Source organism: Streptomyces sp. NBC_00503 (assembly GCF_036346895.1).
Classification (GTDB): Bacteria; Actinomycetota; Actinomycetes; order Streptomycetales; family Streptomycetaceae; genus Streptomyces.
Map to the genome: position 1 here is coordinate 3654418 of NZ_CP107855.1, position 24794 is coordinate 3679211.

Sequence of the window (24794 nt, forward strand, 5' to 3'; positions counted from 1 at the left end):
GGAACGGTGGAAGGGCGGGTAGGGGAGAGCCCCGCGCAGCGGCACCCACCGCAACCACCCCGCACCATGGACATACGCACCACAACACAGGAGCCCCCGTGACCAGCGCGCCCCCACGCAGTGGGATCCCCACCCCACCCCCACAGAGCACCCGCGCCCTCGCCACGGTCATGCACACCACCTTCTTCCTCCTCCTCGGCGCCTCCATCGCCCGCTTCCTCCTGCGCCACCCCGGCGAGCCCCGCACCCCGTGGATCCTGGCCCTCGGCATCACCCTGGCCCTGCTCTACGTCCTCGGCCCCGCCCTCGGCACCGCCGCCCCCACCCTGCGCCGGCTCCTCTGGCTCGGCCTGGTCGTCGCCGTCTGGGTGGTCCTGGTCGTCCTCGCGCCGAGCTTCGCCTGGTGTGCGGTGCCGCTCTTCTACACCGCGCTGCGCACCCTCCCGCCCCGCGCGGCCGTGGTCCTCGTCGCGCTGCTGACGGTGTTCGTCGTGGCCGCCCAGCTCCAGCTGTCCGCCCGTACCGGCGCCGGGGAGCCCTTCGACCCCAACCTGCTCCTCGCACCGCCCGCCGTCGCCGCGCTCGCGACCGCCGTGTTCATCCACATGGAGCGCCAGGCCCAGGCCCAGCGCACCCTGATCGACGACCTGATCCGCACCCGCCGGGAACTCGCCGCCACCGAACGCCGCGAAGGCACCCTCGCCGAGCGCCAGCGCCTGTCCATGGAGATCCACGACACCCTGGCCCAGCACCTGTCCAGTCAGCAGATGCTGCTGCAGGCCGCCGACCGCACCTGGGACACGGACCCGGGCACCGCCCGCGCGCACGTCCGTACCGCCACCGACATCACGGCCCGCGGCCTCGCCGAGGCCCGCCGGCTGGTCCACGACCTCGCGCCCCGCGAACTCGCCGACGGCGCGGGCCTCGCCGACGCCCTGCGCGCACTGGGCGCGGGCCCCGACATCGAGGTCCGCTTCCACCTGGAGGGCACCCCGGTCCCGCTGCCCGACCGCGCGGAGTCGGCCCTGCTGCGCATCGCTCAGGGCGCGCTGGCGAACGTACGGGAACACGCGCGGGCCCGTACCGCCGCCATCACCCTGAGCTTCCTGGGCGACCAGGTGGTCCTGGACATCGCGGACGACGGCCACGGCTTCGCCCAGGACACGGCACCGGACGCGGGACCGGAGAACCGGGGCCACGGGCTACCCGCGATGCGCGCCCGCGTCCGCCAGCTCGGCGGCACCCTGACCGTCGAATCCGCCCCGGGCGAGGGCACCGTCCTCTCGGCCTCGATCCCCGTGTCGCCCTCGATCCCCCTGGAGCCCACACCATGACGACGATCCTCCTGTGCGACGACCACGTCGTGGTCCGCGCCGGGCTGCTCGCCCTCCTCGGCAGCGAACCGGACATCGAGGTCCTCGGCGAGGCCGGCAGCGGCGAGGAGGCGGTCGCGCTCGCGGCGAAGCTCCGCCCCGACGTGGTCCTCATGGACCTCCAGCTCGGCGAGGGCATCGACGGGGTCGAGGCCACGCGCCGCATCACGGCGGGCCACAACCCGCCCCACGTCCTGGTCCTGACCACCTACGACACGGACGCGGACATCACCCGGGCCATCGGCGCGGGCGCCACCGGCTACCTCCTCAAGGCCGAGCGCCCTGAGGAGCTGTTCTCCGCGATCCACTCGGCGGCGCAGGGCCGCACCACCCTCTCCCCGCCCGTGGCCAGCCGCGTGATGGCCCACATGCGCGGAACCCGCCCCACCCTGACGGACCGTGAACTCGACATCCTCGGCCAGCTGGCCCGCGGCCTCGGCAACCGCGACATCGCCCGCGCCCTGTTCATCAGCGAAGCCACGGTCAAGACCCACCTGGGCCGCATCTACGACAAACTCGGCGTCGACACCCGCGCGGGCGCGGTGGCCGTGGCCAAGGAGCAGCGCCTCCTCCCCTGAGACCCGGCGGCCGGTCGCGGCCGCCGATCCCGGGGCCCGGGCCCGCTCCGGCGCCGGTCCCGGTGGGGGGACCGCCGGGGGCGTGACACCATCGGGTACGTGCTCGACATCGGCTACTCCCTCTCCCGGCGCTTCCCCGACCCCCCGCAGACCGACTACCGCTCGGCGGACGTCCACTCGCTGCGCCACGACCTGTTCTGCGGTGACGTCTACCTCGCCGACACCAACGCGGACCGGGAAGTGTCCACAGCCTGGGGATGGGTGCCGGTACTGGACTTCGCCTGGGCGCTCTGCGACATCGTCGAGCAGCTCGACCAGGACCCGCGCGGCAGCCGCTCCGCCAACCGGCAGTACGCGGAGCTCGATTTCACCGAGTCCAGCGACCGCATGCTCTTCGAGCGCCGCTTCGGCTGGGTCGACGTCGAGGCCGACTGGATGCCGTCGGAGGAGGACCCGCTGACCTTCAGCCACCGGCTGCTGCGCCGCGAAGCCCGGGACTTCCTCCACGACCTGATCGCGGACCTCGTCGACATGCACGAGGGCCTCGGCGACAACCCGGTCATCTGGTCCCTGCAGTCCCGCTTCCCCCGCGTCCCGGCGTAGCCGCCCCGGCCCCGGTCCGGCCGGCCCCCCGCCCGGCCTGCGTCTCCTCCGCCGCCTACGCCACCACCCGCAGCCCCAGCTGCGCGGCCATGGCCGGCGCCAGTTCGAAGAGCTGCGCCGGGCTGATCACCGCCCCCGCCAGCGCCTCCACCCCGCGCGCGATGTCCAGCTCCGCCACCCCGCGCAGGTCGACGTCCGTCAGCCGCGCCCCCGTGAAATCGGCCCCGCGCAGCGTGCAGTCCTTGAACTCCACCCGCTCCAGCACCGCCCCCGCGAAGTCCGGCTCCACCAGGACGCACCCCTCGAAGACCACGTCCTTGAGCCGCGCCGTCCGCAGATTCAGATAGTCGATCTTCCCCCCGCGCACCAGGACCCGCTCCAGCACGGCCCCGTGCAGCTGCACACCGCCCAGCCGGGCCTCCAGCAGTTCCACGTCCCGCAGCGAAGCCCCCGACAGGTCGGTCCCGACTCCCCGGACCCCCTCCAGGACCGAGTCCAGGAACCGCGCCTTGGCCAGGCCGGTCTCGTCCAGCGCGCAGCGCCGTAGGGCGCAGTCCATGAACCGGGCCCCCACCCCGTCCTGGCCCACCAGGTCCGCGTCGACGAGCTCCAGCCCGTCGTAGTCCCCGTCCGGCTCCAGCTCACCGCCCTCCCACGCGCTCAGCTCCGGCAGCCGCACCTCCGGCCGCCGCGCCGCCTTCACACCCTGCTCGTGCCCTTTGCGTGCCATTCCCCCATCCTGGACCACCCCACTGACAGACCCGCGCCCCCGCACACACCCTTGACCTCAACCCCGCTTGAGGTAACAGGCTGACCGCATGCCAACCACCCACGCACACGCAGCCGCGCCCTCACCCGAACCCACGCCCGCACCCGGAGCCGGAGCTATGCACGCCCCGGGCGCCCCCGGCGCCATGCACGCCGTCCGGCTCCACGCCTTCGGCCCCGCCGAGAACCTCACCTACGAACCCGCGCCGCTCCCCGTCCCCGCCCCCGGCCAGGTCCGCATCGCCGTGGCCGCCGCCGGGGTCCACCTCCTCGACACCATGCTCCGCCGCGGCGTCCAGGGCCCGCCCTCACCCCTCCCGGAGCTCCCGACCATCCCCGGCCGCGAGGTCGCCGGAACCGTGGACGCCCTCGGCCCCGGCACCGACCCGGCCTGGCTCGGCACCCCCGTCGTCGTCCACCTCGGATTCGCCCCCGGCGGCTACGCCGAGTACGCCGTCGCCGACGCCGACCGGCTGCACGCCATCCCGGCCGGCCTCGACCCCGCCACCGCCGTCGCCATGATCGGCACCGGCCGCACCACGCTCGGGATCCTCCAGTTCGCCGACCTCGGCCCCGGCTCCGTCGTCCTGGTCCCCGCCGCCGCGGGCGGCATCGGCACGCTGCTCGTCCAGTACGCGAAGCAGGCCGGAGCCACCGTCGTCGCCCTCGCAGGCGGCCCCGGCAAGACCGCCATGGCCGCCGCCAACGGCGCCGACCTCGCCCTCGACTACACCCGCCCCGACTGGGCCGAAGCCGTCCGCGCGCACCACCCCGGCGGCGCCACCGTCCTCTTCGACTCCGTCGGCGGGACCGTCGCCCGCACCGCGCTCGACCTCCTCGCCGACGGCGCCGCCCACGTCGTCTTCGGCTGGTCCGGCGGCCCGATCCCCCTCACCGACGCCGACCGGGCCGCCCTCGACGCCCGCGGTATCACCACGCGCAACGTCCTCGGCCCCGCCATGCTCCAGCGCGCCGGCGGCGACGATCCGATGCGCCTCCTCGAAACCCGCGCCCTGGCCGAAGCCGCCTCCGGCCGCCTGCGCCCCGCCCTCCAGCGCTACCCCCTCGCCCGGGCGGCCACGGCCCACCACGACCTGGAGAACCGCGCCACCACCGGAAAGGTCGTCCTGGAGCCGTAGGGCGCGTCGGCTGGAGGCCGTCTCCTTCGGCCTAGGCCGAGCCCAGCTCCGACAGTGCCCCGTCCGTCAGCCGGTACACCGACCACTCGTCCTGCGGCCGCGCGCCCAGGGCCTCGTAGAAGGCGATCGTCGGCTCGTTCCACTTCAGGACCGACCACTCCAGCCGCTCGTAGCCGCGCTCCACGCAGATCCGCGCCAACTCCCGCAGCAGCGCCTTCCCGTGGCCGCCACCGCGCACGCCGGGGCGTACGTACAGGTCCTCCAGGTAGATGCCGTGCACCCCGCGCCACGTCGAGAAGCTGAGGAACCACAGCGAGAACCCGACCGCCTCGCCCTCCGGCGTCTGCGCGATGTGCGCGAACGCCGCCGGCCGCTCCCCGAACAGCGCCTCCCTCAGCTGCTCTTCGGTGGCGCGCGCCTCGTCCGGCACCTTCTCGTAGTCCGCGAGCTCGCGGATCATGGCGTGGATCACGGGGATGTCGCTGACGACTGCGTTACGGATCATCCCCGCACCCTACGAGGCCCCGGTTCTCCCCGTCCTCACGCCCTCATGCCCCTCACGCCCTCACGCCCTCACGCCCTCAGCGACTCCGCGACCGCCAGCTGGGCCTGCGCGGGCTGGTCCCCGTCCTCCAGGTCCCACAGGCAGTTCTGCAGCACCCGGCCCAGCGTCCACGCCCGGGCCCGTTCCCGGTCGGCCCCCACCGCCTCCGCCAGCAGATCGAAGCGCCACCGCACCTCCCCCGCCCGGAAGTTGTTCACCAGCGCGGGCAGCAGCTCGAACCCCGGGTCCCCGGACAGCGGCTTCGGATCGATCGCCAGCCACTCCGCACGGCCGCCACCGGCTCCCCCGCCGCCCGCGCCGCCCGCGCCGCCCGCCAGCACGTTGTCGTAGTGCAGGTCCCAGTGCAGCAGCCGGTCCCCCGGTTCCCCCGCCACCTCCGCGACCGCCGCCGCGCAGTCCGCGACCAGCCCCCGCGCCCGGCCGTCCGCCACCTGCTCCAGCGCCCCCGGCACCGCCTCCAGCATCCCGGCCGCGATGTCCCCCAGCCGCCGCAGCCCCGCCGGTGCGGGCACCGCCGTCAGCCGGGCCAGCAGTTCCCCGACGACCGCCACCGCGCGCCGGGAGTCCCGTACCGCCAGCGCCGACAGCGGCCGAGCCTCGTCGAGGCGTTCCAGCAGCAGGGTCCCGGTGGCCGCGTCGGACTCCAGCAGCCGTACGCAGCCCTCCCCGGCCCACGCGCGCAGCGCGAGCGCCTCCCCCGCGTTCTCCTCGTCCGGCGCGGGCAGCTTCAGCGCGGCCGCCGTCCCGTCCGCCCGTTCCACCGGCAGCACCAGGGCCGTCACTCCGTACATCCCGGGCCCCGTGGTCCGCAGCTCCCACCGCTCCAGGAACAGCGCCACCCGGCCCGGCAGCCCGTCGACGAACTCCCGCCCGGCGGCGCCGTTGTCATCGAGCTGCGCCCGCACCAGCCCGTCCGGAATCCGGCCGCCCCAGCCGAGTCCGCCCTCACCCTCACCCTTGCGCATCCGCCGAGCCTACGAAGCCCCGACCCCGACCGCCTTCAACGCCTCCGCGAACCCCTTCGCGTCGAACATCGACCCGTCCTTCGCCCCGACCGGCTTCCCGTCCGCCAGCACCAACGGCGTGCCCTGCGCCCCCGTCGCCTCGAAGCCCTTCTCGGCCTCGCCGACCCACTCCTTGTACGTCTGGTCCTTCACGGCCTTGTCGAACCCGGCCCCGCGCAGCCCCGGCACCGCGTCCGCGATCTTCAGGAGCACCTCGTCGGTGAACCTCCCCTTCGGCTGGCTCGCGAAGACCGCCGCGTGGTACTCCGCGAACTTCCCGGCGTCGACGGACGCGCGCAGCGCGTTCACCGCCCTGACCGAACCGCTCTGCCCGCCCTGGTCCAGGAACGAAGCCAGCAGGTACTCGATCTTCACCTGCCCGGCATCCGCGAGCTTGAACAGCGTTTCGCCGCCCGCCTCCTCGAACTTCGCGCAGTAGCCGCACTTCGGGTCCACCATCACCTGCACGGTGCACGGCGCGTCCGGCCTGCCCACGACGACCTTGTCCCCGTCGACCGCGGCCGGCAGCTTCGCGAGCCGATCGGCGATCGGACTGGTCCGCACCTGCACGTCGGAGGCGACCGAGGACACCCCTTCGCCCGCCGCTCCGGACCCGCAGCCGATGACGGCCCCGCCCAGCAGCGCCACCGACGCAACCGCCGCGACCACCCGTCCCGCCACCACAACCCGCACCATACGAACCGCACCTCTCATGCAAAAACCCAACAAAACCCCCGCCTCACCCTAAAGACGGAACCCCCTCCCCCACATCAACCATTCGGCCACCCCTCGCACCTCAAAACCCGACATCACGACCCTGGACACCCCTCCGAAACGCCGTGTACCAACTCCCCCATGACCATCAACGGCGGAATTTCCTTCTGGTACGCGACGGACGAGACCGCCACCGACCACCCACCCCGCACCCCCCTCACCGGCGACGCCACCGCCGACGTCGTCATCGTCGGCGGCGGCTACACCGGCCTGTGGACCGCCTACTACCTCAAGACCGCCGCCCCCGATCTGCGCGTCACCGTCCTGGAGCAGAAGTTCTGCGGCTACGGGGCCTCCGGCCGCAACGGCGGCTGGCTCTACAACGGGATCGCCGGCCGCGACCGCTACGCCGCCCTCCACGGCCACCAGGCCGCCCAGCGCCTCCAGCACGCCATGAACGACACCGTCACCGAAGTCATCGACGTGGCCGCCAAGGAGAACATCGACGCGGACATCCACCGTGGCGGAGTCCTCGAAGTCGCCCGCACCCCCGCCCAACTGACCCGCCTCAAGGCCTTCCACGCCGCCGAGCTCGCCTTCGGCGAAACCGACCGCGAGCTCTACGACGCCACCGACGCCCGCGCCCGCATCAACGTCGCCGACGCCGTCGGCGCCAGCTGGACCCCGCACGGAGCCCGCATCCACCCCCTGAAGCTGGTCAAGGGACTGGCGGCCGCCTGCGAACGCCTGGGCGTGGTCATCCACGAATCCACCCCCGTCACCGAGATCGCCCCGCGCCGGGCCCTCACCCCCTACGGCACGGTCCGCGCCCCGTACGTACTGCGCTGCACCGAGGGCTTCACCGCCGCCCTCAAGGGCCAGAAGCGCTCATGGCTCCCCATGAACTCCTCGATGATCGCGACGGCCCCGCTCTCCCAAGACCTCTGGTCCCAGCTCAACTGGTCCGGCGCCGAAACCCTGGGCGACATGGCCCACGCCTACATGTACGCGCAGCGCACCGCCGACGACCGCATCGCCATCGGCGGCCGCGGAGTCCCGTACCGCTACGGCTCCCGCACCGACAACGACGGCCGCACCCAGCCCGCGACCATCGCCTCCCTCACGCACCTCCTGGAATCCTTCTTCCCCGCCCTCACCGGCGTGGAGATCACCCACGCCTGGTCCGGCGTCCTGGGCGTCCCCCGCGACTGGTGCGCCACGGTCACCCTGGACGCCACCACCGGCCTCGGCTGGGCCGGCGGCTACGTGGGCTCCGGCGTGGCCACCGCCAACCTGGCGGCCCGCACCCTGCGCGACCTGGTCCTGGGCGACAAGACGGACCTGACGACCCTCCCCTGGGTCAACCACCGCGTCCGCCGCTGGGAGCCGGAGCCCTTCCGCTGGCTCGGCGTCCAGGCCCTCTACGCCGCCTACCGCGAGGCCGACCGCCGCGAATCCACCACCCACACCCCGACCACAACCCCCCTGGCCCGCCTGGCAGACCGCATCTCGGGCCGCGGCTGACCAGGCGAAGAAAGGCCCCGGGTGATCACCCGGGGCCTTCCGCTTCCGTACGAATCCCCTGGGCCGGCAAACCTCTGACCTGGAACGGGGCCCCCTGTCGGATTCGAACCGACGACCTACGCATTACAAGTGCGTTGCTCTGGCCGGACTGAGCTAAGGAGGCATACGACCCCGTGCAGCGCACGGAATCGCCTTCACTCTACACATCGGCAAGACCACGCAGCGAAGGGCTTTCCGCCCCTTTACCGCAGCTGCGGGTACCCGCAGCGGGCAACCCGCGGACCCACCGCCTCCAGTGGCAGTCCCGGGTTCAGGGCGTCCACGATCTCCTGTGTGAGGGGGCGCAGCTCCCAGACGTGGCGGATCGCTTCCAGGGGGAGGTCGGTCTCGTAGTAGTCCTCGGCGAAGGCGCGGTAGGCCTCCGGGGTGCCTGCCGCCAGGACCTCGAAGAGGTCGTCCACCCCGTCCGCGTAGGGCTCGTCCGCCGGGAAGTCGACCTTGCCCGCGCGCCAGGCCGTGTCTGCGGTCTCACGCCAGAAGACGGCCGTGGCCTGGAGCACGCCCTCCTCCTCGCAGAAGGCCGGCTCCGTCAGCTGCGGCCGGAAGGCCTCCGGTATGCCGTCCAGCAGTCCGGGCCACAGCGCCGTGTCCTCGTCGCCCCACGGACTCATGGGCGACTCGTGGGCGAATCCGAGTCCGAAGACCCCGTGTTCCGTGAAGACGATCGCGTACTCGTCGCCCGAGCCGTTCTCCATGAAGGCCGCCTCCTCCCCCGGGCCCCACGCGGGGTCGTAGGAGAAGTAGCCGCCGTCCTCGTTGCCGCTGATCACCAGTTCCAGTGCCGCCAGCGCCCGGCAGCGGTCGCGCAGGGTCTGCGGGTCGGGCAGGGCGCGGGTGAGGTCGTAGATGGTCATGGGCGTGATCAAAGCAGCCGCCTCTGACAGTCGTCCGCGAAGGTCGGGGAAGTCACTGCGGTCCGGGTACTGACAGGAGGGGCGCGGCCCGGTAGCGTCGGGCCGAGTCCAGGTCACTGGACTAGACCTTCCACTCGGATCGTCCGGCACGTTCCTGCCGGTAGAAGGGATTCATCACCATGGCTTCTGTCACTTTCGACAAGGCGACCCGTCTGTACCCCGGCGGCGACAAGCCCGCCGTCGACCAGCTGGAGCTGGAGATCGCGGACGGCGAGTTCCTCGTCCTCGTCGGCCCCTCCGGCTGCGGCAAGTCCACCTCGCTGCGCATGCTCGCCGGCCTGGAGGACGTCAACGGCGGCGCGATCCGCATCGGTGACCGCGACGTCACGCACCTGCCGCCCAAGGACCGGGACATCGCGATGGTGTTCCAGAACTACGCGCTGTACCCGCACATGTCCGTCGCCGACAACATGGGCTTCGCGCTCAAGATCGCCGGTGAGGACAAGGCCACCATCCGCAAGAAGGTGGAGGACGCGGCGAAGATGCTGGACCTGACCCAGTACCTCGACCGCAAGCCGAAGGCGCTCTCCGGCGGCCAGCGCCAGCGCGTCGCGATGGGTCGCGCGATCGTCCGCAAGCCGCAGGTGTTCCTCATGGACGAGCCGCTGTCGAACCTCGACGCCAAGCTCCGCGTGTCCACCCGTACCCAGATCGCCGCGCTCCAGCGCGACCTGGGCATCACCACCGTCTACGTCACCCACGACCAGGTCGAGGCCATGACGATGGGTGACCGGGTGGCCGTGCTGAAGGACGGTCTGCTGCAGCAGGTCGACACCCCGCGCAACATGTACGACCGTCCCGCGAACCTCTTCGTGGCCGGCTTCATCGGCTCCCCGGCCATGAACCTGGTCGAGGTCCCGATCACCGACGGCGGCGTGAAGTTCGGCGACAGCGTGGTCCCGGTGTCGCGCGAGGCGCTGACCGCCGCCGCCGACGCGGGCGACCGCACCGTCACGGTCGGCGTGCGCCCCGAGCACTTCGACGTCGCCGAGACGGGCGGCCTGACCATCACCGTGAACGTGGTGGAGGAGCTCGGCGCCGACGGCTACGTCTACGGTTCGACCTCGCACTCCGAGGGTTCGCAGGACATCGTGGTGCGCGTCAACGGCCGCCAGGTGCCCGAGAAGGGCTCGACGCTGCACGTCGTCCCGCGCGCCGACGAGATCCACGTCTTCTCGACGTCCTCCGGTGCCCGTCTCTCCAACTCGGGTTCCCGCTTCACCAAGTGATCCGTCCGCTCCACCTGTTGGACCCGCCGAAGGGGCGTCCCGTCAAGGGGCGCCCCTTCGGCGCTAGTTCCTGAGGTTCGGAAGGTTTCGCAACTTCCGACAGATCGGGCCATTCGGCCCCGCACGTCAACCCTTAATTCGAAAAGCCACGTCGAACCATCCCCCGACCGGGTGACTAAATGTCGCCAAATCTTCACCGAGCGCTACTCTCGCCCTCGTGACCCACACTGCCCGCCGTATCGGCCGATCCCTCGCCCTGGTCCTGCCCGTCGTCCTGGTCCTGTCCGGGACCCTCGCGGTCACCATGGTCCCCTGGGCGGACAACACCCCCTCCCAGATCCTGACCGCGTCCGCCGAGGACGTCTCCGTCCCCGCGAAGCCCCGTCCCGCGCAGGACCTGCTCCGCGACAAGCTGGTGAGCGAGATCCAACAGGGCGAGCAGCCCGGTGACGTACTGACCCACCTCCAGCAGGAGGTCGACAGGCGGCCTTCGCTGGCCGAGCACTGCGTGGGGATCGCGCGCGCCCTGGGCCGGGCGGCCGTCGACGCCTACGGGCCCACGAAGGCGCAGTCGTTCGCGCGGCCGGTGTGCGACACCGGGTACGCGTCCGGCGTCGCCTCCATGGGCTGACGGCCACCGCACACAGCTCCCGTACCGCACCGCACACCGACATGAGCGATCCGGCCGACGCCGCGTTCCCTTCCCGCCCGCACGCAGCCGCGTTCCCGGCTTCCCCGACCCAGGCAGTGGTCCTGGCGGGTGGCCAGGGGTCGCGGCTGCGGCCGTACACGGACGACCGTCCGAAGCCGATGGTGGAGATCCCGGGTACCGGGCTGCCGATCATCGGGCACCAACTGGCCTGGCTGGCCTCCGAGGGGGTGACCGACGCGGTGGTCTCCTGCGGGCACCTCGCCGAGGTGCTCCAGGAGTGGCTGGCCGAGGCCGTGTTGCCGTTGCGCGTGACCACCGTCGTGGAGAACGAGCCGCTGGGCCGGGGCGGCGGCCTCAAGTACGCCGCGCGCCACCTTCCGCACCCGGACCGGGCCTGGTTCGCGACGAACGGCGATGTGTGGACGCGTTTCTCGCTGCGCGAGATGGCGGCCTTCCACACCGAGCGCGGGGCGACGGCCACCCTCGCGCTGGCCCGTCCGCGGATCCCCTGGGGGGTCGTGGAGATCAACGAGTACGGGCACGTCCTGGACTTCATCGAGGCGCCGCAGTCCCCGTACCCGGTCAATGCCGGGGTGTACGTCTTCGGGCCCGAATTCGCCGCGCTGCTGCCGGACTTGGGGGACCACGAACGTACGACGTTCCCGCGCCTGGCGCGCGAGCGGCGCCTCGCGGGCTTCCCGCTGCCCCAGGGGGCCTACTGGCGGGCGATCGACACGGCGAAGGACCTGACCGAGGCCGCAAGGGAGTTGGCCGCGCAGAGCGGCTCCTAGCGGCTCCTGGCGGCTCTGCGGGATCCGGTGGCTCCGGTGGGCTCCGGTGGGCTCCGGTGGCTGCCCGCACCGCGAACGAACGAAGAGGGCCCGGTACGCGTGTCGCGTGCCGGGCCCTCTTCGTGATGCCGTCCGTGCCCCCCTCAGCCGAGGAGGCCGCCCACCAGACCGGGCTTCTTCGGCGCCGTGTCCCCGGTGGACCCGCCGCTGCCCGTCCCCGAGGGGGAGGCCGGGGGCTTCTGCGGGGTGGACTGGCGGGGCGTGCTCCGCGGGCTGCTGCCGGCGGCCTTGGTGGCGGAGGGCGTCCCGGAGCCGGTGGCTCCCGGGGTGGCCGAACCGGTCGCGCCGCGGCCGGACTTGGCGGCCGGCGAGGAGGCTGCGGCCGAGGGCTGCGCGGCCGGCTTCGAGGGGGCCGTCTGCGTCGGCTGCTGCTGCGGGGTGCGCGGCAGCGGCCGCCCGGGGAGGTAGTTGCTCGGGGCCTGGCCGGGCCCGGGCACGGTGACCACGGTGGTGGAGCGGACGGCCCCGCCGAGGAGCGAGCCGACGAGCAGGGTGAGCCCGCAGACCACGGTGGCCATGACGGCCCCGCGCCGCAGCACGCGCCGCCGCAGCCGCCAGACCTCGGTGCGGGGGCCCAGCGTGCGCCAGGCCTCGCCCGCGAGCCGCCCGTCCAGCGAGTACACCGGGGCGCCCGCGATGATCAGGGGGCTCCAGGCGGCGAGGTAGATGATGTCGGGCGCGTCGTAGGCGGGCACGGTCTTCCAGCTGACCGTCATCAGCAGCGCGGCGGAGAGCAGCGCGCCGAAGCAGGCCGCGAACCGCTGCCACAGGCCGAAGACCGTGAGGACGCCGACGATCACCTGGAGGAAGGCCACGCTGAGCCCGGCGCCCACGGGGTGCGCGAGGGCGAAGTCGCGCAGCGGCTCGGCCAGCGCCCAGGGGTGCAGGGTCTGCAGCCAGGTGACCATCGAGCCGCGCTCGCCGCCGTCGAAGTAGACGGGGTCGCACAGCTTGCCCATGCCGGCGTAGATGGAGATGAAGCCGAGGAAGACGCGCAGCGGGAGCAGCACGACGCCCAGGTTCATCCGGCGGCCGGGGTAGTACTGGGCCTGCGCGCGGGCGTCGCCCGGTGCCCGGCGGGTGTCCGCGCCGGGTCCGGAGCCCTCGGCGAGCGCGGCCCCGTAGGCCTCGTAGGCCTCCGGTGAGAGCTCCCGGATCGCGGGCTGGATGCGGGTCTCGTCCGGGTCGCCGTAGCTGCGCTGGCCGATGACGGTCGGGGTGGCGAGGGTGTCCTCGGCGAGGTCGTGGGCGAGGTCGATGCGCGGGATGACCTGGGTGGCTCCGCCGTCGTACTCGTCGTGGCCGCGCCCGTGCTCGCGTACGGCCTGGAGCAGGCCTCCCATCGCGGCGCTGGCCGCGGCGTCACCAGGGGCGGACTTGCCGCTCCAGACGACGGGGCGGCGGCGGCCCGCGCCGGCTCCGGCGGCCGCGAGGGCCCCTCCGAGCGCGGGGGCGAGGCCGGCGATGCCCGCGGGCTTGGGACGCGCGCTGGGGCTTGGTGCGAGCCGCACGCGGAAGCTGGCGTGGTTGACGATGACCTGTGCGGGGTCGCACGGCACCTTGACCATGCTCAGCGCGGGCTGGTCGTCGAACCCTGGCGTTCTGGTGTCCACACTCATCTAACCGAGTGATGAGTGTTTAGGACACTGCCTTGACATCAGGGATGTGTCCGAGACCCGTCAAATCAAGCCACCCCGCCCGGAAGGGGCGGGGTGGCACGCTCACGGGTCACGTCCGGTGAGCCAAGTGGATCAAGCGGCGGGCGCTCGTGGTGCTCAGACGCGGCCGCGGGTGGCGCGGCGGCGGGCGGCCTCGTAGAGGACGACGCCCGCGGCGACACCGGCGTTGAGGGATTCGGCGCCGCCCGGCATCGGGATGCGGACCAGGTAGTCGCAGTTCTCGCCGACGAGACGGCCGAGGCCCTTGCCCTCGGAGCCGATGACGATGACGACGGGGCCGCCCAGCGCCTCGAGCTCGTGGACCTCGTGGGTGCCCTCGGCGGCGAGGCCGACGATGGTCAGGCCTTCCTTCTTGTAGTCCTGGATGGCGCGGGTCAGGTTGGTGACGCGCGAGACCGGGGTACGGGCCGCGGTGCCGGCCGAGGACTTCCAGGCGCCGGCGGTCATGCTGGCGGCGCGGCGCTCGGGTACGACCACGCCGTGGCCGCCGAAGGCGGAGACGGAGCGGATGATCGCGCCGAGGTTGCGCGGGTCGGTGATCCCGTCGAGGGCGACGATGAGGGGGTCCTCGCCGTTGTCGTACGCGTTGGCGGTGAGCTCGTCCGGGAGCGAGTACTCGTACGGCGGGACCTGGAGGACCAGGCCCTGGTGGTTGAGCCCGTTGGTCAGCCGGTCGAGCTCGGGGCGCGGGGCTTCCATCAGGTTGATGTTGCCGCGCTCGGCCGCGAGCTGGAGGGCCTCGCGGACGCGCTCGTCGTTGTCGATGAACTGCTGGACGTAGAGGGTGGTGGCCGGTACGCCGTCGCGCAGCGCCTCGAAGACCGGGTTGCGGCCGACGACCATCTCGCTGGTGCCCTTGGGGCCGCCGCGGCGGGGGGCCGGACGGCGCTTGGCGGCCTGGCGGGCCATGGCGTTGCTGATGCGGTTGGCTTTGTGCTTCTTGCGGTCCTCGGCCTTGGGCGTGGGGCCCTTGCCTTCGAGACCCCTGCGCCGCTGGCCACCGCTGCCAACCGTCGCGCCCTTCTTATTGGACGTGCGGCGGTTCCTGCGCTGGCTGTTCCCGGCCATGACCTCTACCTGTTTCGTTGATGCTGCGATATGTACGTATGAAGAGTGTGCCGCCCGGAACGCCGGGCGGCCCAATCTGAATGCTCCAGAGGGACGCTCCGGGGGCTCAGCGGGGGCCGAGCGTCCAGCGGGGTCCGGTGGGGCTGTCCTCGATGACCAGGCCCGACTGCTGGAGCTGGTCGCGGATGGCGTCGGCGGTGGCCCAGTCCTTGCGCTCGCGAGCGGACTCGCGCTGTTCCAGGACCAGGCGCACGAGGGTGTCCACGGCGCCGTGGAGGTCTTCCCCGCGGTCCGCCTCGCCCGCCCAGTGGGGGTCGAGGGGGTCGAGGCCCAGGACGCCCAGCATGGCCCGTACCTCGGCCAGTCGCGCGATCGCGGCGTCCTTGTCGTCGGCGGCGAGTGCGCTGTTGCCCTGGCGGACGGTGGTGTGGATGATCGCGAGCGCCTGCGGGACGCCCATGTCGTCGTCCATGGCCTCGGCGAAGGCGGGCGGGACCTCGGCGGCCGGCTCGACCGTCTGGCCGGCCTTCTCGATGACGCGCTGGATGAAGCCCTCGATGCGCGCGAAGCCGGATTCCGCCTCGCGCAGCGAGTCCACGCTGTACTCGATCATCGAGCGGTAGTGCGGGGTGCCGAGGTAGTAGCGCAGCACGATCGGGCGCCAGACCTTGAGCATCTCGGAGACCAGGACGGAGTTGCCCAGCGACTTCGACATCTTCTCGCCGGAGAGGGTGACCCAGGCGTTGTGCATCCAGTACTTCGCGAACTCGTCGCCGTAGGCCTTGGCCTGGGCGATCTCGTTCTCGTGGTGCGGGAAGATCAGGTCGAGGCCGCCGCCGTGGATGTCGAAGGCGCTGCCGAGGTACTTGTGCGCCATCGCGGAGCACTCCAGGTGCCAGCCGGGACGGCCGCGGCCCCACGGGGTCTCCCAGTCGGGCTCGCCGGGCTTGGAGGCCTTCCACATCGCGAAGTCGCGCGGGTCGCGCTTGCCCGCGACGCCCTCGTCGGGCTGGCGCAGGTCGTCGACGTTCTGGTTCGACAGCTCCAGGTAGCCGGGGAAGGAGCGGACGTCGAAGTAGACGCTGCCGTCGGCCTCGTACGCGTGACCGCGCTCGATGAGGCCGCGCATCATCTCGATCATCTCGGGCACGTGGCCGGTCGCGCGCGGCTCGTACGTGGGCGGGAGGCAGCCCAGCGCGTTGTAGCCGTCGTTGAAGGCCCGCTCGTTCTCGTAGCCGATGGACCACCAGGGACGCCCCTGGTCCTCGGACTTCGCGATGATCTTGTCGTCGATGTCGGTGACGTTGCGGATGAAGGTGACGTCGAGGCCGCGGTAGGTGAACCAGCGGCGCGCGATGTCGAAGTTCAGGTACGAGCGCACGTGCCCGATGTGCGGTGCCGCCTGCACGGTGGCGCCACAGAGGTAGATCGAGACGCAGCCCGGAACGAGCGGGACGAAGTCGCGGATCTGCCGGGCGCTGGTGTCGTACAGGCGAATAGTCACGGCATCCAGGGTAGTGGGCCTGTAGCAGTGCCCCGCGACCCTTTCGGTACGCGGGGCCCGCTTTGTTGTCGAAGAGCCGCAGGTGCGGCCCCCGTACGGGGTACTAGGCCCGGTTCGTCCGGTACACGAGGGCCGTGGCGATGGCCGCCAGGCCTTCGGCCCGGCCGGTGAGCCCCAGTCCGTCGGTGGTGGTGCCCGAGACGGACACGGGGGCGCCCGCGGCGGCGGCGAGCGCCTTCTGCGCCTCTTCGCGCCGCTTGCCGATCTTCGGGCGTACGCCGATCACCTGGATCGCGATGTTGCCGATCTCGAAGCCCTCGGCGCGGACGATCCGGGCGGCCTCCGCCAGCAGGGTGACCCCGGCGGCGCCGGACCACTCGGGGCGCGAGGTGCCGAAGTGCGCACCGAGGTCGCCCACGCCGGCCGCGGAGAAGAGCGCGTCACAGGCGGCGTGCGCGGCGACGTCCCCGTCGGAGTGCCCGGCCAGCCCGTCCTCGCCCTCCCAGAGCAGGCCGGCGCACCACAGCTCGCGGCCGGTCTCGAAGGCGTGGACGTCGGTGCCGATGCCGACGAGCGGGATGAGGGGGGCGGGCTGGTCAGTAGACATCGGTGGCCCTCCGGCGGGCGAGTACGGCCTCGGCGAGGACCAGGTCGAGCGGGCGGGTGACCTTGAAGGCCTCTTCGTGGCCGGGTACGACCACGACGGTGACGCCGAGCTGCTCCACCATCCCGGCATCGTCCGTGGCACCCTCGCCGTCCACGGCGATCTTCTCGTGCGCACGCAGCAGCGTGGCCAGGTCGAAGCCCTGCGGGGTCTGGACGGCGCGCAGCCGGGCCCGGACGGGGGTGGCGACGACCGGCTCGGGCTCGCCCGGCACGCCGGGTTCGACCTCCTTGACGGTGTCGGCCAGCGGCAGGGCCGGTACGACGGCGGGCGCACCGCCGCGGACCGCTTCGACCACCGAGTCGACGGTGTCCACGGGGACGAGCGGGCGGGCCGCGTCGTGGATGAGGACGGCGTCGACATCGGCCGGGAGGGCCTCCAGGCCGGCGCGCACGGACTCCTGCCGGGTTTCCCCGCCGGGGACCACGAGGATCTCCGTGCGCTCGGGCAGCGCGTGCTCGTCCAGGAGGCGGCGTACCTCCGCGGCGCCGTCGGGCGGAGCCACGACGACGACCAGGGAGACGGCGCGGGAGCGCGCCATGGCGCGGACCGCGTGGATGAGCATGGGGATGCCGCCCAGGGTCCGCAGCGCCTTGGGGGCGCCGGGGCCGAGGCGGACTCCGCGTCCGGCGGCCGGGATCACCGCGGCGGTGCGGTGGGGGCGCGATTCGTCAGACATCAGTAGCTCCGAGCCAGGTTTGTGACTTCGGCCGACATGGGTATGGCCTGAAGGGTGCCGGGTGCGACGCCCCTCGCCCCTTCCGTGACGACCGGTCGAGGCGGCTGACCGGACCCGGCACACCAGTACCGGCATGGGTCCGGATGCCTGCATGGGTCCGGGCGCCCACATAGGTCCGGGCGCCTACATGGGTCCAGACATGCCGCAGCGCCCGGCAACAAGTCACCTTGTCATCGGGCACCGCGGCACAACTGTGTACGACCACACGTACGGGCGATCGCGTCAGGACGCGAGCACCTCGTCGAGGAGGGCCTCGGCCTTGTCCTCGTTGGTGTTCTCGGCGAGCGCGAGCTCGCTCACCAGGATCTGACGCGCCTTCGCGAGCATGCGCTTCTCACCCGCGGAAAGCCCGCGCTCACGCTCACGACGCCACAGGTCACGCACAACTTCGGCGACCTTGATGACATCGCCAGAAGCGAGCTTTTCCAGATTTGCCTTGTAGCGCCGGGACCAGTTCGTCGGCTCTTCTGCGTACGGTGCGCGAAGCACCTCGAAGACCCGGTCCAGCCCGTCCTGGCCGACTACGTCGCGAACGCCTACGAACTCCGCATTGTCCGCAGGTACGCGAACGGTCAGGTCACCCTGGGCGACCTTGAGCACCAAGTAGGTCTTGTCCACGCCTTTGATCTGGCGAGTTTCGATAGCCTCGATCAGCGCGGCCCCGTGATGGGGATAGACCACGGTGTCGCCAACCTTGAACGTCATGTGACAGGTACCCCTTCCGTGGCTATCCAGGGTAACACGAGAACTGACTGTTATGAATGGCGTTTTCGCAGGTCAGGGCACATCTCGGGGCTTGACAACACAGACAGGAACGTGCTGCGGGAGGCTTCCGGAAGGGGGTATTCGCAGGTCGGAGGCTCTGTGCGGACCGGGCGAAACGGCTACGTTACACCTGCCCGAGGACCCCGCCGGTGTGATGTACGTCCTGTTTTGCCGGTTTCCGGGGCAGGAAACCGAACTACTCCGTTCGACTGGCGGCCACCCGTACGGTCCCGTTCCGGCCCAATCCGCAATTTGATCACCGAGCGGTGTTCGAAGGAATCCCGGAATTGATCAACGGGCCGCCGGCGGGCCTTATCCGAATGGAAGATCGCCCGACTGATCGGTCGGCCGATGCGCGACCGATCGCCCTGGTGATCCAGCTGGTGATCCACCCGGCGATCGGGCACTGATCCACTGGCGCCCGCCCGCCGATCGTCCACTGATCGTCCGCGCGCGGCGCGGCCGGGGTGACGCCCGGACAGGGCCGCCCCCTCACTGCGGAGGGTCGGGTGCGGGGGCGGGGCGGCGGCTCGGTAACCTAAGCCCGCTGACACACCCTTAGAGCGGCTTTACTTCGGCTGCTCCGAGCGTCCACCTTTCCGCTTCGTACGTCCAAGGAGATGCCTCCGCCGTGAGCCGCAGCCTTCGACGCGGCGCCCTCGCCGCCACCGCCGTCGTGTTCTCGATCGCCTCGCTGGCCGCGTGTGGTGCAGGCCACGACGCGCAGACCCTCCAGGTCAAGCCGGACAACGCCGCCATCACCAAGGGCGACATCAGGATCCAGAACGCCCTGGTGATCACCCAGGACAAGAAGGACAAGAAGGATAAGAAGGGCTCGGCCGCCATCTCGGCGACCCTCTTCAACTCCGGCACCAAGGACCAGACCCTCGACGGCGTCACCCTCCAGGGTGCCAAGGGCGCCATCGTGCTGACGCCCGCGAGCGGCGCGTCCAAGGTCGTCGTCCCGGCCGGCGGCTCCGTCGTCCTGGGCGGCAAGGGCAACGCTTCGGCCTCCATCGCGAACGGCCGCGAGGCCGTCGAGGACGGCAACGTGCAGAAGGTCGTCTTCAAGCTGAGCACCGAGGGTGACGTGGCGCTCCAGGCCTTCGTCGTCCCGGCCGTCGGCATGTACGCGGGCTTCGGCCCGACGGACGCCCCGGCCGCGGGCGCGACCCCGTCCGGCAGCCCGTCCGGCAGCCCCTCGGGCTCGCCCTCGACCACCCCGTCGGGCAGCCCCTCCGGCTCCCCCGCGGGCACCCCGTCGGGGTCCCCGTCCTCCAGCGCCGGTCACTGACCGAGCGCGGGAGAACGTAGAGGAACAGCAGCAGGAACAAGGGAACGGCCCCCGTCCGCTCGATGCGGACGGGGGCCGTTCTTGTGTTCCGGGCCGGGCCGGTTTACGGCTCGAACTTGTAGCCGAGGCCGCGGACCGTGACCAGGTAGCGGGGCGCACCGGGGTCCGGCTCGATCTTGGCGCGCAGGCGCTTCACGTGGACGTCGAGGGTCTTGGTGTCACCGACGTAGTCGGCGCCCCAGACCCGGTCGATGAGCTGCATGCGGGTCAGTACGCGGCCCGCGTTGCGCAGCAGCATCTCGAGCAGGTCGAACTCCTTGAGCGGGAGGTCCACCTTGGCTCCGGCGACGGTGACCACGTGGCGGTCGACGTCCATCCGTACGGGTCCGGCCTCCAGCGCGGCCGGGGTGACCTCTTCCGGCTCGCCGCGGCGGCGCAGGACCGCACGGATGCGGGCGACCAGCTCCCGCGAGGAGAAGGGCTTCGTGACGTAGTCGTCGGCTCCTATCTCCAGCCCGACGACCTTGTCGATCTCGCTGTCTTTGGCCGTCACCATGATCACGGGGACGTTGGAGCGGCCGCGCAGCTGGCGGCAGACCTCCGTGCCGGGCAGGCCGGGGAGCATCAGGTCGAGGAGGACGAGGTCGGCGCCGTTGCGCTCGAACTCGTCGAGCCCGTCGGGCCCGGTCGCGGCGATCGCGACCTCGAAGCCCTCCTTGCGGAGCATGTAGGACAGGGCGTCGCTGAAGGATTCCTCATCCTCGACGACAAGCACTCGGGTCACGGAAGGACCTCCGGGGCAGGAATGGCTGGTGCGGTTTGAGGTTCGAGCTGGGGATGAGCGGGTGCGGAAGCCGTCGCCGGGGTCGGCGCGGCCGCTTCGGGGAGTCGCAGGGTGAAAGTGGAACCCTGGCCCTCCGAGCTCCATACCGACACCTCCCCGCCGTGCGAAGCCGCTACGTGCTTCACGATCGCGAGGCCCAGACCGGTTCCTCCCGTGGCACGGGAGCGGGCGGGGTCCACGCGGTAGAAGCGTTCGAAGATGCGCTCGCGGTCCTTTTCCGGGATGCCGATGCCCTGGTCGGTCACGGCTATCTCGATCAAGTCTCCACCCGGCGCGGTGACCCGGCGCGCGGCGATGCCGACGCGGGTCCGGGCGGGGCTGTAGTTGACGGCGTTCTCGACCAGGTTTCCGAGGGCGGCCGCGAGCTGCCCCCGGTTTCCCCATACCCGCAGGTCGGCGGTGCCGCCGGCGGCCATGGTGATCTGTTTCGCCGACGCCGTGTGGCGGCAGCGGTCTATGGCCTCGGCCACGAGCGTGTCCACCCGTACCGGCTCGGCGTCCTCCAGGGGGTCGTCGTTCTGTACCCGGGAGAGGTCGATGAGCTCCTGTACGAGGTTGATCAGGCGGGTGGCCTCGATCTGCATGCGGCCCGCGAAGCGGTGGACCGCTTCGGGGTCGTCGGAGGCGTCCATGACGGCCTCGGAGAGCAGCGAGATCGCGCCCACCGGGGTCTTGAGCTCGTGCGACACGTTGGCGACGAAGTCGCGGCGCACGGCCTCGATGCGGCGGGCCTCGGTGAGGTCCTCGACCAGGAGGAGCACCAGGCGGGAGCCGAGCGGGGCGACGCGTGCCGAGACGGCGAGGGCTTCGCCGCGGCCGGTGCCGCGTCGGGGCAGGTCCAGCTCGACCTGGCGTATCTCCCCGTCGCGACGGGTGTCGCGGGCCATGTGGAGCATGGGTTCCACGGCCAGTTTTCCGCCGCGGACCAGGCCGAGGGCATATGCCGCCGAGCTGGCCTTGACCACCGCGTCGCCCTCGTCGAGGACCACGGCGGAGGAGCGCAGTACGGAAAGCACGGTGTCCACACCGGGTGGGAGCACCGCATTGATGTCGGGGCGCATGGAGCTCCGGGTGGGGCGGGCTTGGTCGCGCTCGCTCCAGCGGAACGCCAGCATCGCGATGACGCCGGTACAAAGACCGGCAATCGCTGCAGCTGCGGCGACCGCCGCGTTCACGTCCATGACTCCAGGTTAAGCAGGCGCGAGGACACTTCCACAGCCGTTCGGGTGGCAGCTCGAACACTCGTCGCCCAGAGTTCACCCTGACGACGGGGTTGATTCACTTGTGATGCCGGAGTCGGTCGCGTTCGGGGGTCAACGTGTAAACGTGGGGCCAGGCCGCCCCGGCCCCCACCGGGCAGTACCGCAGTAGTAGGTCGAGAGAGGGACACGAGACATGCGTGACGCGTACCACGAGGAACTGGACTCGATCGGAGAAGGCCTGGTCGAGATGGCCCGGCTGGTCGGTTCCGCCATCGGGCGGGCCACGACCTCCATGCTCGACGCCGACCTGAAGCTGGCCGAGAGCGTCATCGCCGCGGACCAGAAGGTCGACGACCTCCAGCACGACCTGGAGGCCCGTGCCATCGCGCTGCTCGCGCGCCAGCAGCCGGTCGCCACCGACCTGCGCATCGTCGTCACCTCGCTGCGCATGAGCGCGGACCTGGAGCGCTCCGGCGACCTGGCCCAGCACGTGGCCAAGCTCGCCCGGCTGCGGTTCCCGGACACCGCGGTCCCGCGCGACCTGCACGCCACCATCCTGGAGATGGGACAGCTGGCGCAGCGCCTGATGGCGAAGGCCGCCGAGGTCATCATCACGAAGGACGTCGACCTGGCGCTCCAGCTGGAGCAGGACGACGACGAGATGGACCAGCTGCACCGCACGCTGTTCCAGCACCTGATGGACGACCGCTGGAAGCACGGCATCGAGACGGCGGTCGACGTGACGCTGCTGGGCCGCTACTACGAGCGCTTCGCGGACCACGCGGTATCGGTCGCCAAGCGCGTCGTCTACCTGGTGACGGGCGAGCACGCGGACGAGCTCCAGCCGCCGACGCAGGTCGAAGGCGTCTGAGCCGCGACGGGGCCGGATCGGGCGGGACCGGTCGGCGTCGGCCTTGATGTCCGGGATCAACAACGAGCCCCCAATGCGCCGTTGACGCAAGGGTTCGGCTGGGCATGAATGAGGTCGAAGGCACAACGCCTACGAGGAGGATCCATGCCCGATTCCCCCGTCCCCATCACGCCGGGAGCGGAAGCACAGCCCCAGCCGACGGAAGTCCTGCGGCTCCCGCTGCTGGCGGCCTGCGGCTGCGGCTCGGGCTGCGGCTGCGGCTGCCAGTCCGGCGCCCCCTGCCAGTGCGGCGGCTGACCGCCTCCGCCCGTTCGACGCACCCGAGGTACCCGATGGGCCCCGCCGACCCACCGTCGGCCGGGGCCCTTCGCACCGTTCCCGGCAAGATCCGGAAGAGACGGCCTGGAGGTGCTGCCCGGAAGGGTTCACCGCTTCAGGGCCCTGTAGCGCTTGAGGAGCACCGTCAGCTTGACCGGGTCGGCCCCGCCGTTCAGTTCCGTCAGCAGGCCGTCCGGGCACAGCTCGTAGTGGTCGCCCCACCAGCGCCGCCCCGTGCTGTCCCAGATCCGGTAGCCACCGGGCACTCCCCTGGCCACGTAGCGCCGACGGCTCATGTCCCTGTTCCTCTCAAAGCTGCCGCTTGGCGGCGGTGACCAGGTCGGATATGCCCTGGCGGGTGCGGTCGCGGCGGGTCTGGAACTCCGCCCGGCTCTCCGTCCGGTGCACCACGGAGATCTCGGAGAGCAGCGCCTGCGCCCGGGTGCTCAGGGCCTCGTCGGCGGTGAGCATCTGCAGCCGGAAGAGGGCCTCTTGGGCGCTGGAGCGCAGGTCGTAGGAGCGTGCCTTGACCACGGCCGGGTCCTCGTACGGCCCGTAGGGTCGCCCGGAGCGCTGACCGGTGGTGCAGAACCACAGGTGGACGAGGGTGCGCCGGAAGTTCACCAGCGCCCCGGCGTACGAGGTGTAGGCGTCGAGCCGCTCCTGGCGCAGCTTCTCCGACCGGGTGAACTCCTGCCCCCGCGTCACCACCCGCTGCTGGAAGGCGAAGGTCACCCCCGACCCGAGCAGCGTCCCCACAACCGCGATCGCACTGGCGATGATTGCTTCCACCCCGCCACCCGACCACGCCCCCGGCCCGCCCACAAGACCCACCCGCGAGGCCACGAAAAGCCCCCCACCGGCGAAGGGTCCGCGGATGGGGGGCGATTGGTGGACGAAGGTTACTTCTTGCCCTGGTTCTTGACGGCCTCGATGGCGGCCGCCGCGGCGTCCGGGTCGAGGTAGGTGCCGCCCGGGTTGAGGGGCTTGAAGTCGGCGTCCAGCTCGTAGGAGAGCGGGATGCCGGTCGGGATGTTCAGGCCCGCGATGTCGGCGTCGGAGACGCCGTCGAGGTGCTTGACCAGGGCGCGCAGGGAGTTGCCGTGCGCGGCGACCAGGACGGTGTGGCCGTCGAGGAGGTCGGGGACGATCGAGTCGTACCAGTACGGGAGCATGCGGACGACGACGTCCTTGAGGCACTCGGTCCGCGGGCGCAGCTCCGGCGGGATCGAGGCGTAGCGCGGGTCCTCGGACTGCGAGAACTCCGTACCGTCTTCGAGGGCCGGCGGCGGGGTGTCGTACGAGCGGCGCCACAGCATGAACTGCTCCTCGCCGAACTCGGCGAGGGTCTGGGCCTTGTCCTTGCCCTGCAGGGCGCCGTAGTGGCGCTCGTTCAGGCGCCAGGAGCGGTGGACCGGGATCCAGTGGCGGTCGGCTGCCTCGAGCGCCATCTGCGCGGTGCGGATCGCGCGCTTCTGGAGCGAGGTGTGCACGACGTCGGGGAGCAGGCCGGCGTCCTTGAGCAGCTCACCGCCGCGGACCGCCTCCTTCTCGCCCTTCTCGTTGAGATTGACGTCCACCCAGCCGGTGAACAGGTTCTTCGCGTTCCATTCGCTCTCGCCGTGGCGGAGGAGGATCAGCTTGTACGGTGCGTCGGCCATGCGTACGAGCCTAATGGACACACCCGGCCGCTCGCGCGCGGTGTGTACGGCGCGTGGAGGGCCCGCGCAAGGGTCCCGGAGGGGTGCGGCAAAGGTCCCGGAGGGGTGCGGCGAGGGTCCCGATTGACGGCGGCCGTCAATCCAGTGGCCCTGGAGGGCACGCGTCCGTAGGGTCCGAATGGCTAGAGGGACACTTACACCGCCGGGGGGA

The 24794-nt window shown here is 71.7% G+C and carries 28 protein-coding genes and 1 tRNA gene; 12 read left to right on the top strand and 17 right to left on the bottom strand.

What is annotated here, in order from left to right:
- Positions 1–170: 170 nt before the first annotated feature.
- The 3 genes from OG490_RS17030 to OG490_RS17040 all read left to right on the top strand — a co-directional run bounded on the left by OG490_RS17030 (position 171) and on the right by OG490_RS17040 (position 2554).
- Positions 171–1334, top strand: a complete 1164-nt coding sequence (locus tag OG490_RS17030) for a sensor histidine kinase (protein WP_330300959.1) — start codon at positions 171–173, stop codon at positions 1332–1334.
- Positions 1331–1951 (top strand): response regulator transcription factor, encoded by a 621-nt coding sequence (locus tag OG490_RS17035; RefSeq protein ID WP_330297157.1) that lies wholly within the window; start codon positions 1331–1333, stop codon positions 1949–1951. The genes OG490_RS17030 and OG490_RS17035 overlap by 4 nt, the downstream gene beginning before the upstream one ends.
- A gap of 99 nt (positions 1952–2050) precedes the next feature.
- The gene (locus OG490_RS17040) at positions 2051–2554 is read left to right on the top strand and encodes a hypothetical protein (protein WP_330297158.1); all 504 of its coding nucleotides are present in this window, start codon (positions 2051–2053) and stop codon (positions 2552–2554) included.
- 55 nt (positions 2555–2609) lie between these two features.
- Here OG490_RS17040 and OG490_RS17045 read toward each other — a convergent pair whose 3' ends face one another.
- On the bottom strand, positions 2610–3284 hold the full coding sequence (locus OG490_RS17045) for a pentapeptide repeat-containing protein (RefSeq protein WP_330297159.1): 675 nt from the start codon (positions 3282–3284) through the stop codon (positions 2610–2612).
- Between the two features lie 184 nt (positions 3285–3468).
- Between OG490_RS17045 and OG490_RS17050 the strand changes: the two genes are divergently transcribed.
- Positions 3469–4461: a zinc-binding dehydrogenase gene (locus OG490_RS17050; protein WP_330300960.1), complete on the top strand. Its 993-nt coding sequence runs from the start codon at positions 3469–3471 to the stop codon at positions 4459–4461.
- A gap of 31 nt (positions 4462–4492) precedes the next feature.
- Here the strand turns inward: OG490_RS17050 and OG490_RS17055 are convergent, their stop codons facing one another.
- From OG490_RS17055 to OG490_RS17065, 3 genes are all read right to left on the bottom strand, one after another.
- Positions 4493–4966: a GNAT family N-acetyltransferase gene (locus OG490_RS17055; protein WP_330297160.1), complete on the bottom strand. Its 474-nt coding sequence runs from the start codon at positions 4964–4966 to the stop codon at positions 4493–4495.
- 68 nt (positions 4967–5034) lie between these two features.
- A complete protein-coding gene (locus OG490_RS17060) occupies positions 5035–5991 on the bottom strand; it encodes an aminoglycoside phosphotransferase family protein (protein WP_330297161.1) in 957 nt (318 codons plus the stop codon).
- Between the two features lie 9 nt (positions 5992–6000).
- Positions 6001–6726: a DsbA family protein gene (locus tag OG490_RS17065; protein WP_330297162.1), complete on the bottom strand. Its 726-nt coding sequence runs from the start codon at positions 6724–6726 to the stop codon at positions 6001–6003.
- A gap of 159 nt (positions 6727–6885) precedes the next feature.
- Between OG490_RS17065 and OG490_RS17070 the strand changes: the two genes are divergently transcribed.
- Positions 6886–8268 (top strand): NAD(P)/FAD-dependent oxidoreductase, encoded by a 1383-nt coding sequence (locus tag OG490_RS17070; protein ID WP_330297163.1) that lies wholly within the window; start codon positions 6886–6888, stop codon positions 8266–8268.
- An 88-nt stretch (positions 8269–8356) separates the two neighbouring features.
- On the opposite strand, the gene OG490_RS17075 is transcribed toward OG490_RS17070, so the two are convergent.
- Positions 8357–8431: transfer RNA gene (locus OG490_RS17075), tRNA-Thr, on the bottom strand.
- A 79-nt stretch (positions 8432–8510) separates the two neighbouring features.
- Positions 8511–9182 carry a hypothetical protein gene (locus tag OG490_RS17080; RefSeq protein ID WP_330297164.1) on the bottom strand — a complete coding sequence of 224 codons (672 nt, stop codon included), beginning with the start codon at positions 9180–9182 and terminating at the stop codon, positions 8511–8513.
- A gap of 179 nt (positions 9183–9361) precedes the next feature.
- On the opposite strand from OG490_RS17080, the gene OG490_RS17085 reads away from it, so the two are divergent.
- The 3 genes from OG490_RS17085 to OG490_RS17095 all read left to right on the top strand — a co-directional run bounded on the left by OG490_RS17085 (position 9362) and on the right by OG490_RS17095 (position 11914).
- The gene (locus OG490_RS17085) at positions 9362–10471 is read left to right on the top strand and encodes an ABC transporter ATP-binding protein (RefSeq protein WP_330297165.1); all 1110 of its coding nucleotides are present in this window, start codon (positions 9362–9364) and stop codon (positions 10469–10471) included.
- 217 nt (positions 10472–10688) lie between these two features.
- Complete coding sequence (locus tag OG490_RS17090) at positions 10689–11102, top strand: hypothetical protein (RefSeq protein WP_330297166.1); 414 nt, start codon at positions 10689–10691, stop codon at positions 11100–11102.
- 41 nt (positions 11103–11143) lie between these two features.
- Positions 11144–11914 (top strand): nucleotidyltransferase family protein, encoded by a 771-nt coding sequence (locus OG490_RS17095; protein ID WP_330297167.1) that lies wholly within the window; start codon positions 11144–11146, stop codon positions 11912–11914.
- A gap of 143 nt (positions 11915–12057) precedes the next feature.
- Here OG490_RS17095 and OG490_RS17100 read toward each other — a convergent pair whose 3' ends face one another.
- The 6 genes from OG490_RS17100 to OG490_RS17125 all read right to left on the bottom strand — a co-directional run bounded on the left by OG490_RS17100 (position 12058) and on the right by OG490_RS17125 (position 18333).
- Positions 12058–13593 (bottom strand): DoxX family protein, encoded by a 1536-nt coding sequence (locus OG490_RS17100; RefSeq protein WP_330297168.1) that lies wholly within the window; start codon positions 13591–13593, stop codon positions 12058–12060.
- 156 nt (positions 13594–13749) lie between these two features.
- A complete protein-coding gene (gene rlmB / locus OG490_RS17105) occupies positions 13750–14721 on the bottom strand; it encodes a 23S rRNA (guanosine(2251)-2'-O)-methyltransferase RlmB (RefSeq protein WP_330297169.1) in 972 nt (323 codons plus the stop codon).
- A gap of 106 nt (positions 14722–14827) precedes the next feature.
- Positions 14828–16225, bottom strand: a complete 1398-nt coding sequence (cysS, locus tag OG490_RS17110) for a cysteine--tRNA ligase (RefSeq protein ID WP_330297170.1) — start codon at positions 16223–16225, stop codon at positions 14828–14830.
- A gap of 103 nt (positions 16226–16328) precedes the next feature.
- Positions 16329–16832, bottom strand: a complete 504-nt coding sequence (gene ispF, locus OG490_RS17115) for a 2-C-methyl-D-erythritol 2,4-cyclodiphosphate synthase (protein WP_330297171.1) — start codon at positions 16830–16832, stop codon at positions 16329–16331.
- Positions 16822–17568, bottom strand: coding sequence for a 2-C-methyl-D-erythritol 4-phosphate cytidylyltransferase (ispD, locus tag OG490_RS17120; protein WP_330297172.1), 747 nt, complete (start codon positions 17566–17568; stop codon positions 16822–16824). The genes ispF and ispD overlap by 11 nt, the downstream gene beginning before the upstream one ends.
- A 282-nt stretch (positions 17569–17850) precedes the next feature.
- Complete coding sequence (locus OG490_RS17125; RefSeq protein ID WP_003953493.1) at positions 17851–18333, bottom strand: CarD family transcriptional regulator; 483 nt, start codon at positions 18331–18333, stop codon at positions 17851–17853.
- A 326-nt stretch (positions 18334–18659) separates the two neighbouring features.
- Here OG490_RS17125 and OG490_RS17130 point away from each other — a divergent pair, with 326 nt between their 5' ends.
- The gene (locus OG490_RS17130) at positions 18660–18803 is read left to right on the top strand and encodes a hypothetical protein (RefSeq protein ID WP_330297173.1); all 144 of its coding nucleotides are present in this window, start codon (positions 18660–18662) and stop codon (positions 18801–18803) included.
- A gap of 221 nt (positions 18804–19024) precedes the next feature.
- Positions 19025–19687, top strand: a complete 663-nt coding sequence (locus OG490_RS17135; RefSeq protein WP_330297174.1) for a DUF461 domain-containing protein — start codon at positions 19025–19027, stop codon at positions 19685–19687.
- Between the two features lie 103 nt (positions 19688–19790).
- On the opposite strand, the gene OG490_RS17140 is transcribed toward OG490_RS17135, so the two are convergent.
- Together OG490_RS17140 and OG490_RS17145 are read right to left on the bottom strand one after the other, a co-directional pair.
- Positions 19791–20471, bottom strand: a complete 681-nt coding sequence (locus OG490_RS17140; RefSeq protein ID WP_007265514.1) for a response regulator transcription factor — start codon at positions 20469–20471, stop codon at positions 19791–19793.
- Entirely contained in the window at positions 20468–21712 is a 1245-nt protein-coding gene (locus OG490_RS17145; protein WP_330297175.1) for a sensor histidine kinase, read from the bottom strand. The genes OG490_RS17140 and OG490_RS17145 overlap by 4 nt, the downstream gene beginning before the upstream one ends.
- A 214-nt stretch (positions 21713–21926) precedes the next feature.
- Between OG490_RS17145 and phoU the strand changes: the two genes are divergently transcribed.
- Together phoU and OG490_RS17155 are read left to right on the top strand one after the other, a co-directional pair.
- A complete protein-coding gene (gene phoU, locus OG490_RS17150) occupies positions 21927–22604 on the top strand; it encodes a phosphate signaling complex protein PhoU (RefSeq protein ID WP_112449136.1) in 678 nt (225 codons plus the stop codon).
- 144 nt (positions 22605–22748) lie between these two features.
- Complete coding sequence (locus OG490_RS17155) at positions 22749–22901, top strand: hypothetical protein (RefSeq protein WP_330297176.1); 153 nt, start codon at positions 22749–22751, stop codon at positions 22899–22901.
- Positions 22902–23029: 128 nt separating this feature from the next.
- Here OG490_RS17155 and OG490_RS17160 read toward each other — a convergent pair whose 3' ends face one another.
- The 3 genes from OG490_RS17160 to OG490_RS17170 form a co-directional block, all read right to left on the bottom strand.
- Positions 23030–23218 (bottom strand): hypothetical protein, encoded by a 189-nt coding sequence (locus OG490_RS17160; protein ID WP_330297177.1) that lies wholly within the window; start codon positions 23216–23218, stop codon positions 23030–23032.
- A gap of 13 nt (positions 23219–23231) precedes the next feature.
- The gene (locus tag OG490_RS17165) at positions 23232–23714 is read right to left on the bottom strand and encodes a hypothetical protein (RefSeq protein WP_330297178.1); all 483 of its coding nucleotides are present in this window, start codon (positions 23712–23714) and stop codon (positions 23232–23234) included.
- 110 nt (positions 23715–23824) lie between these two features.
- Entirely contained in the window at positions 23825–24583 is a 759-nt protein-coding gene (locus OG490_RS17170; RefSeq protein ID WP_330297179.1) for a phosphoglyceromutase, read from the bottom strand.
- Positions 24584–24794 lie beyond the last annotated feature (211 nt).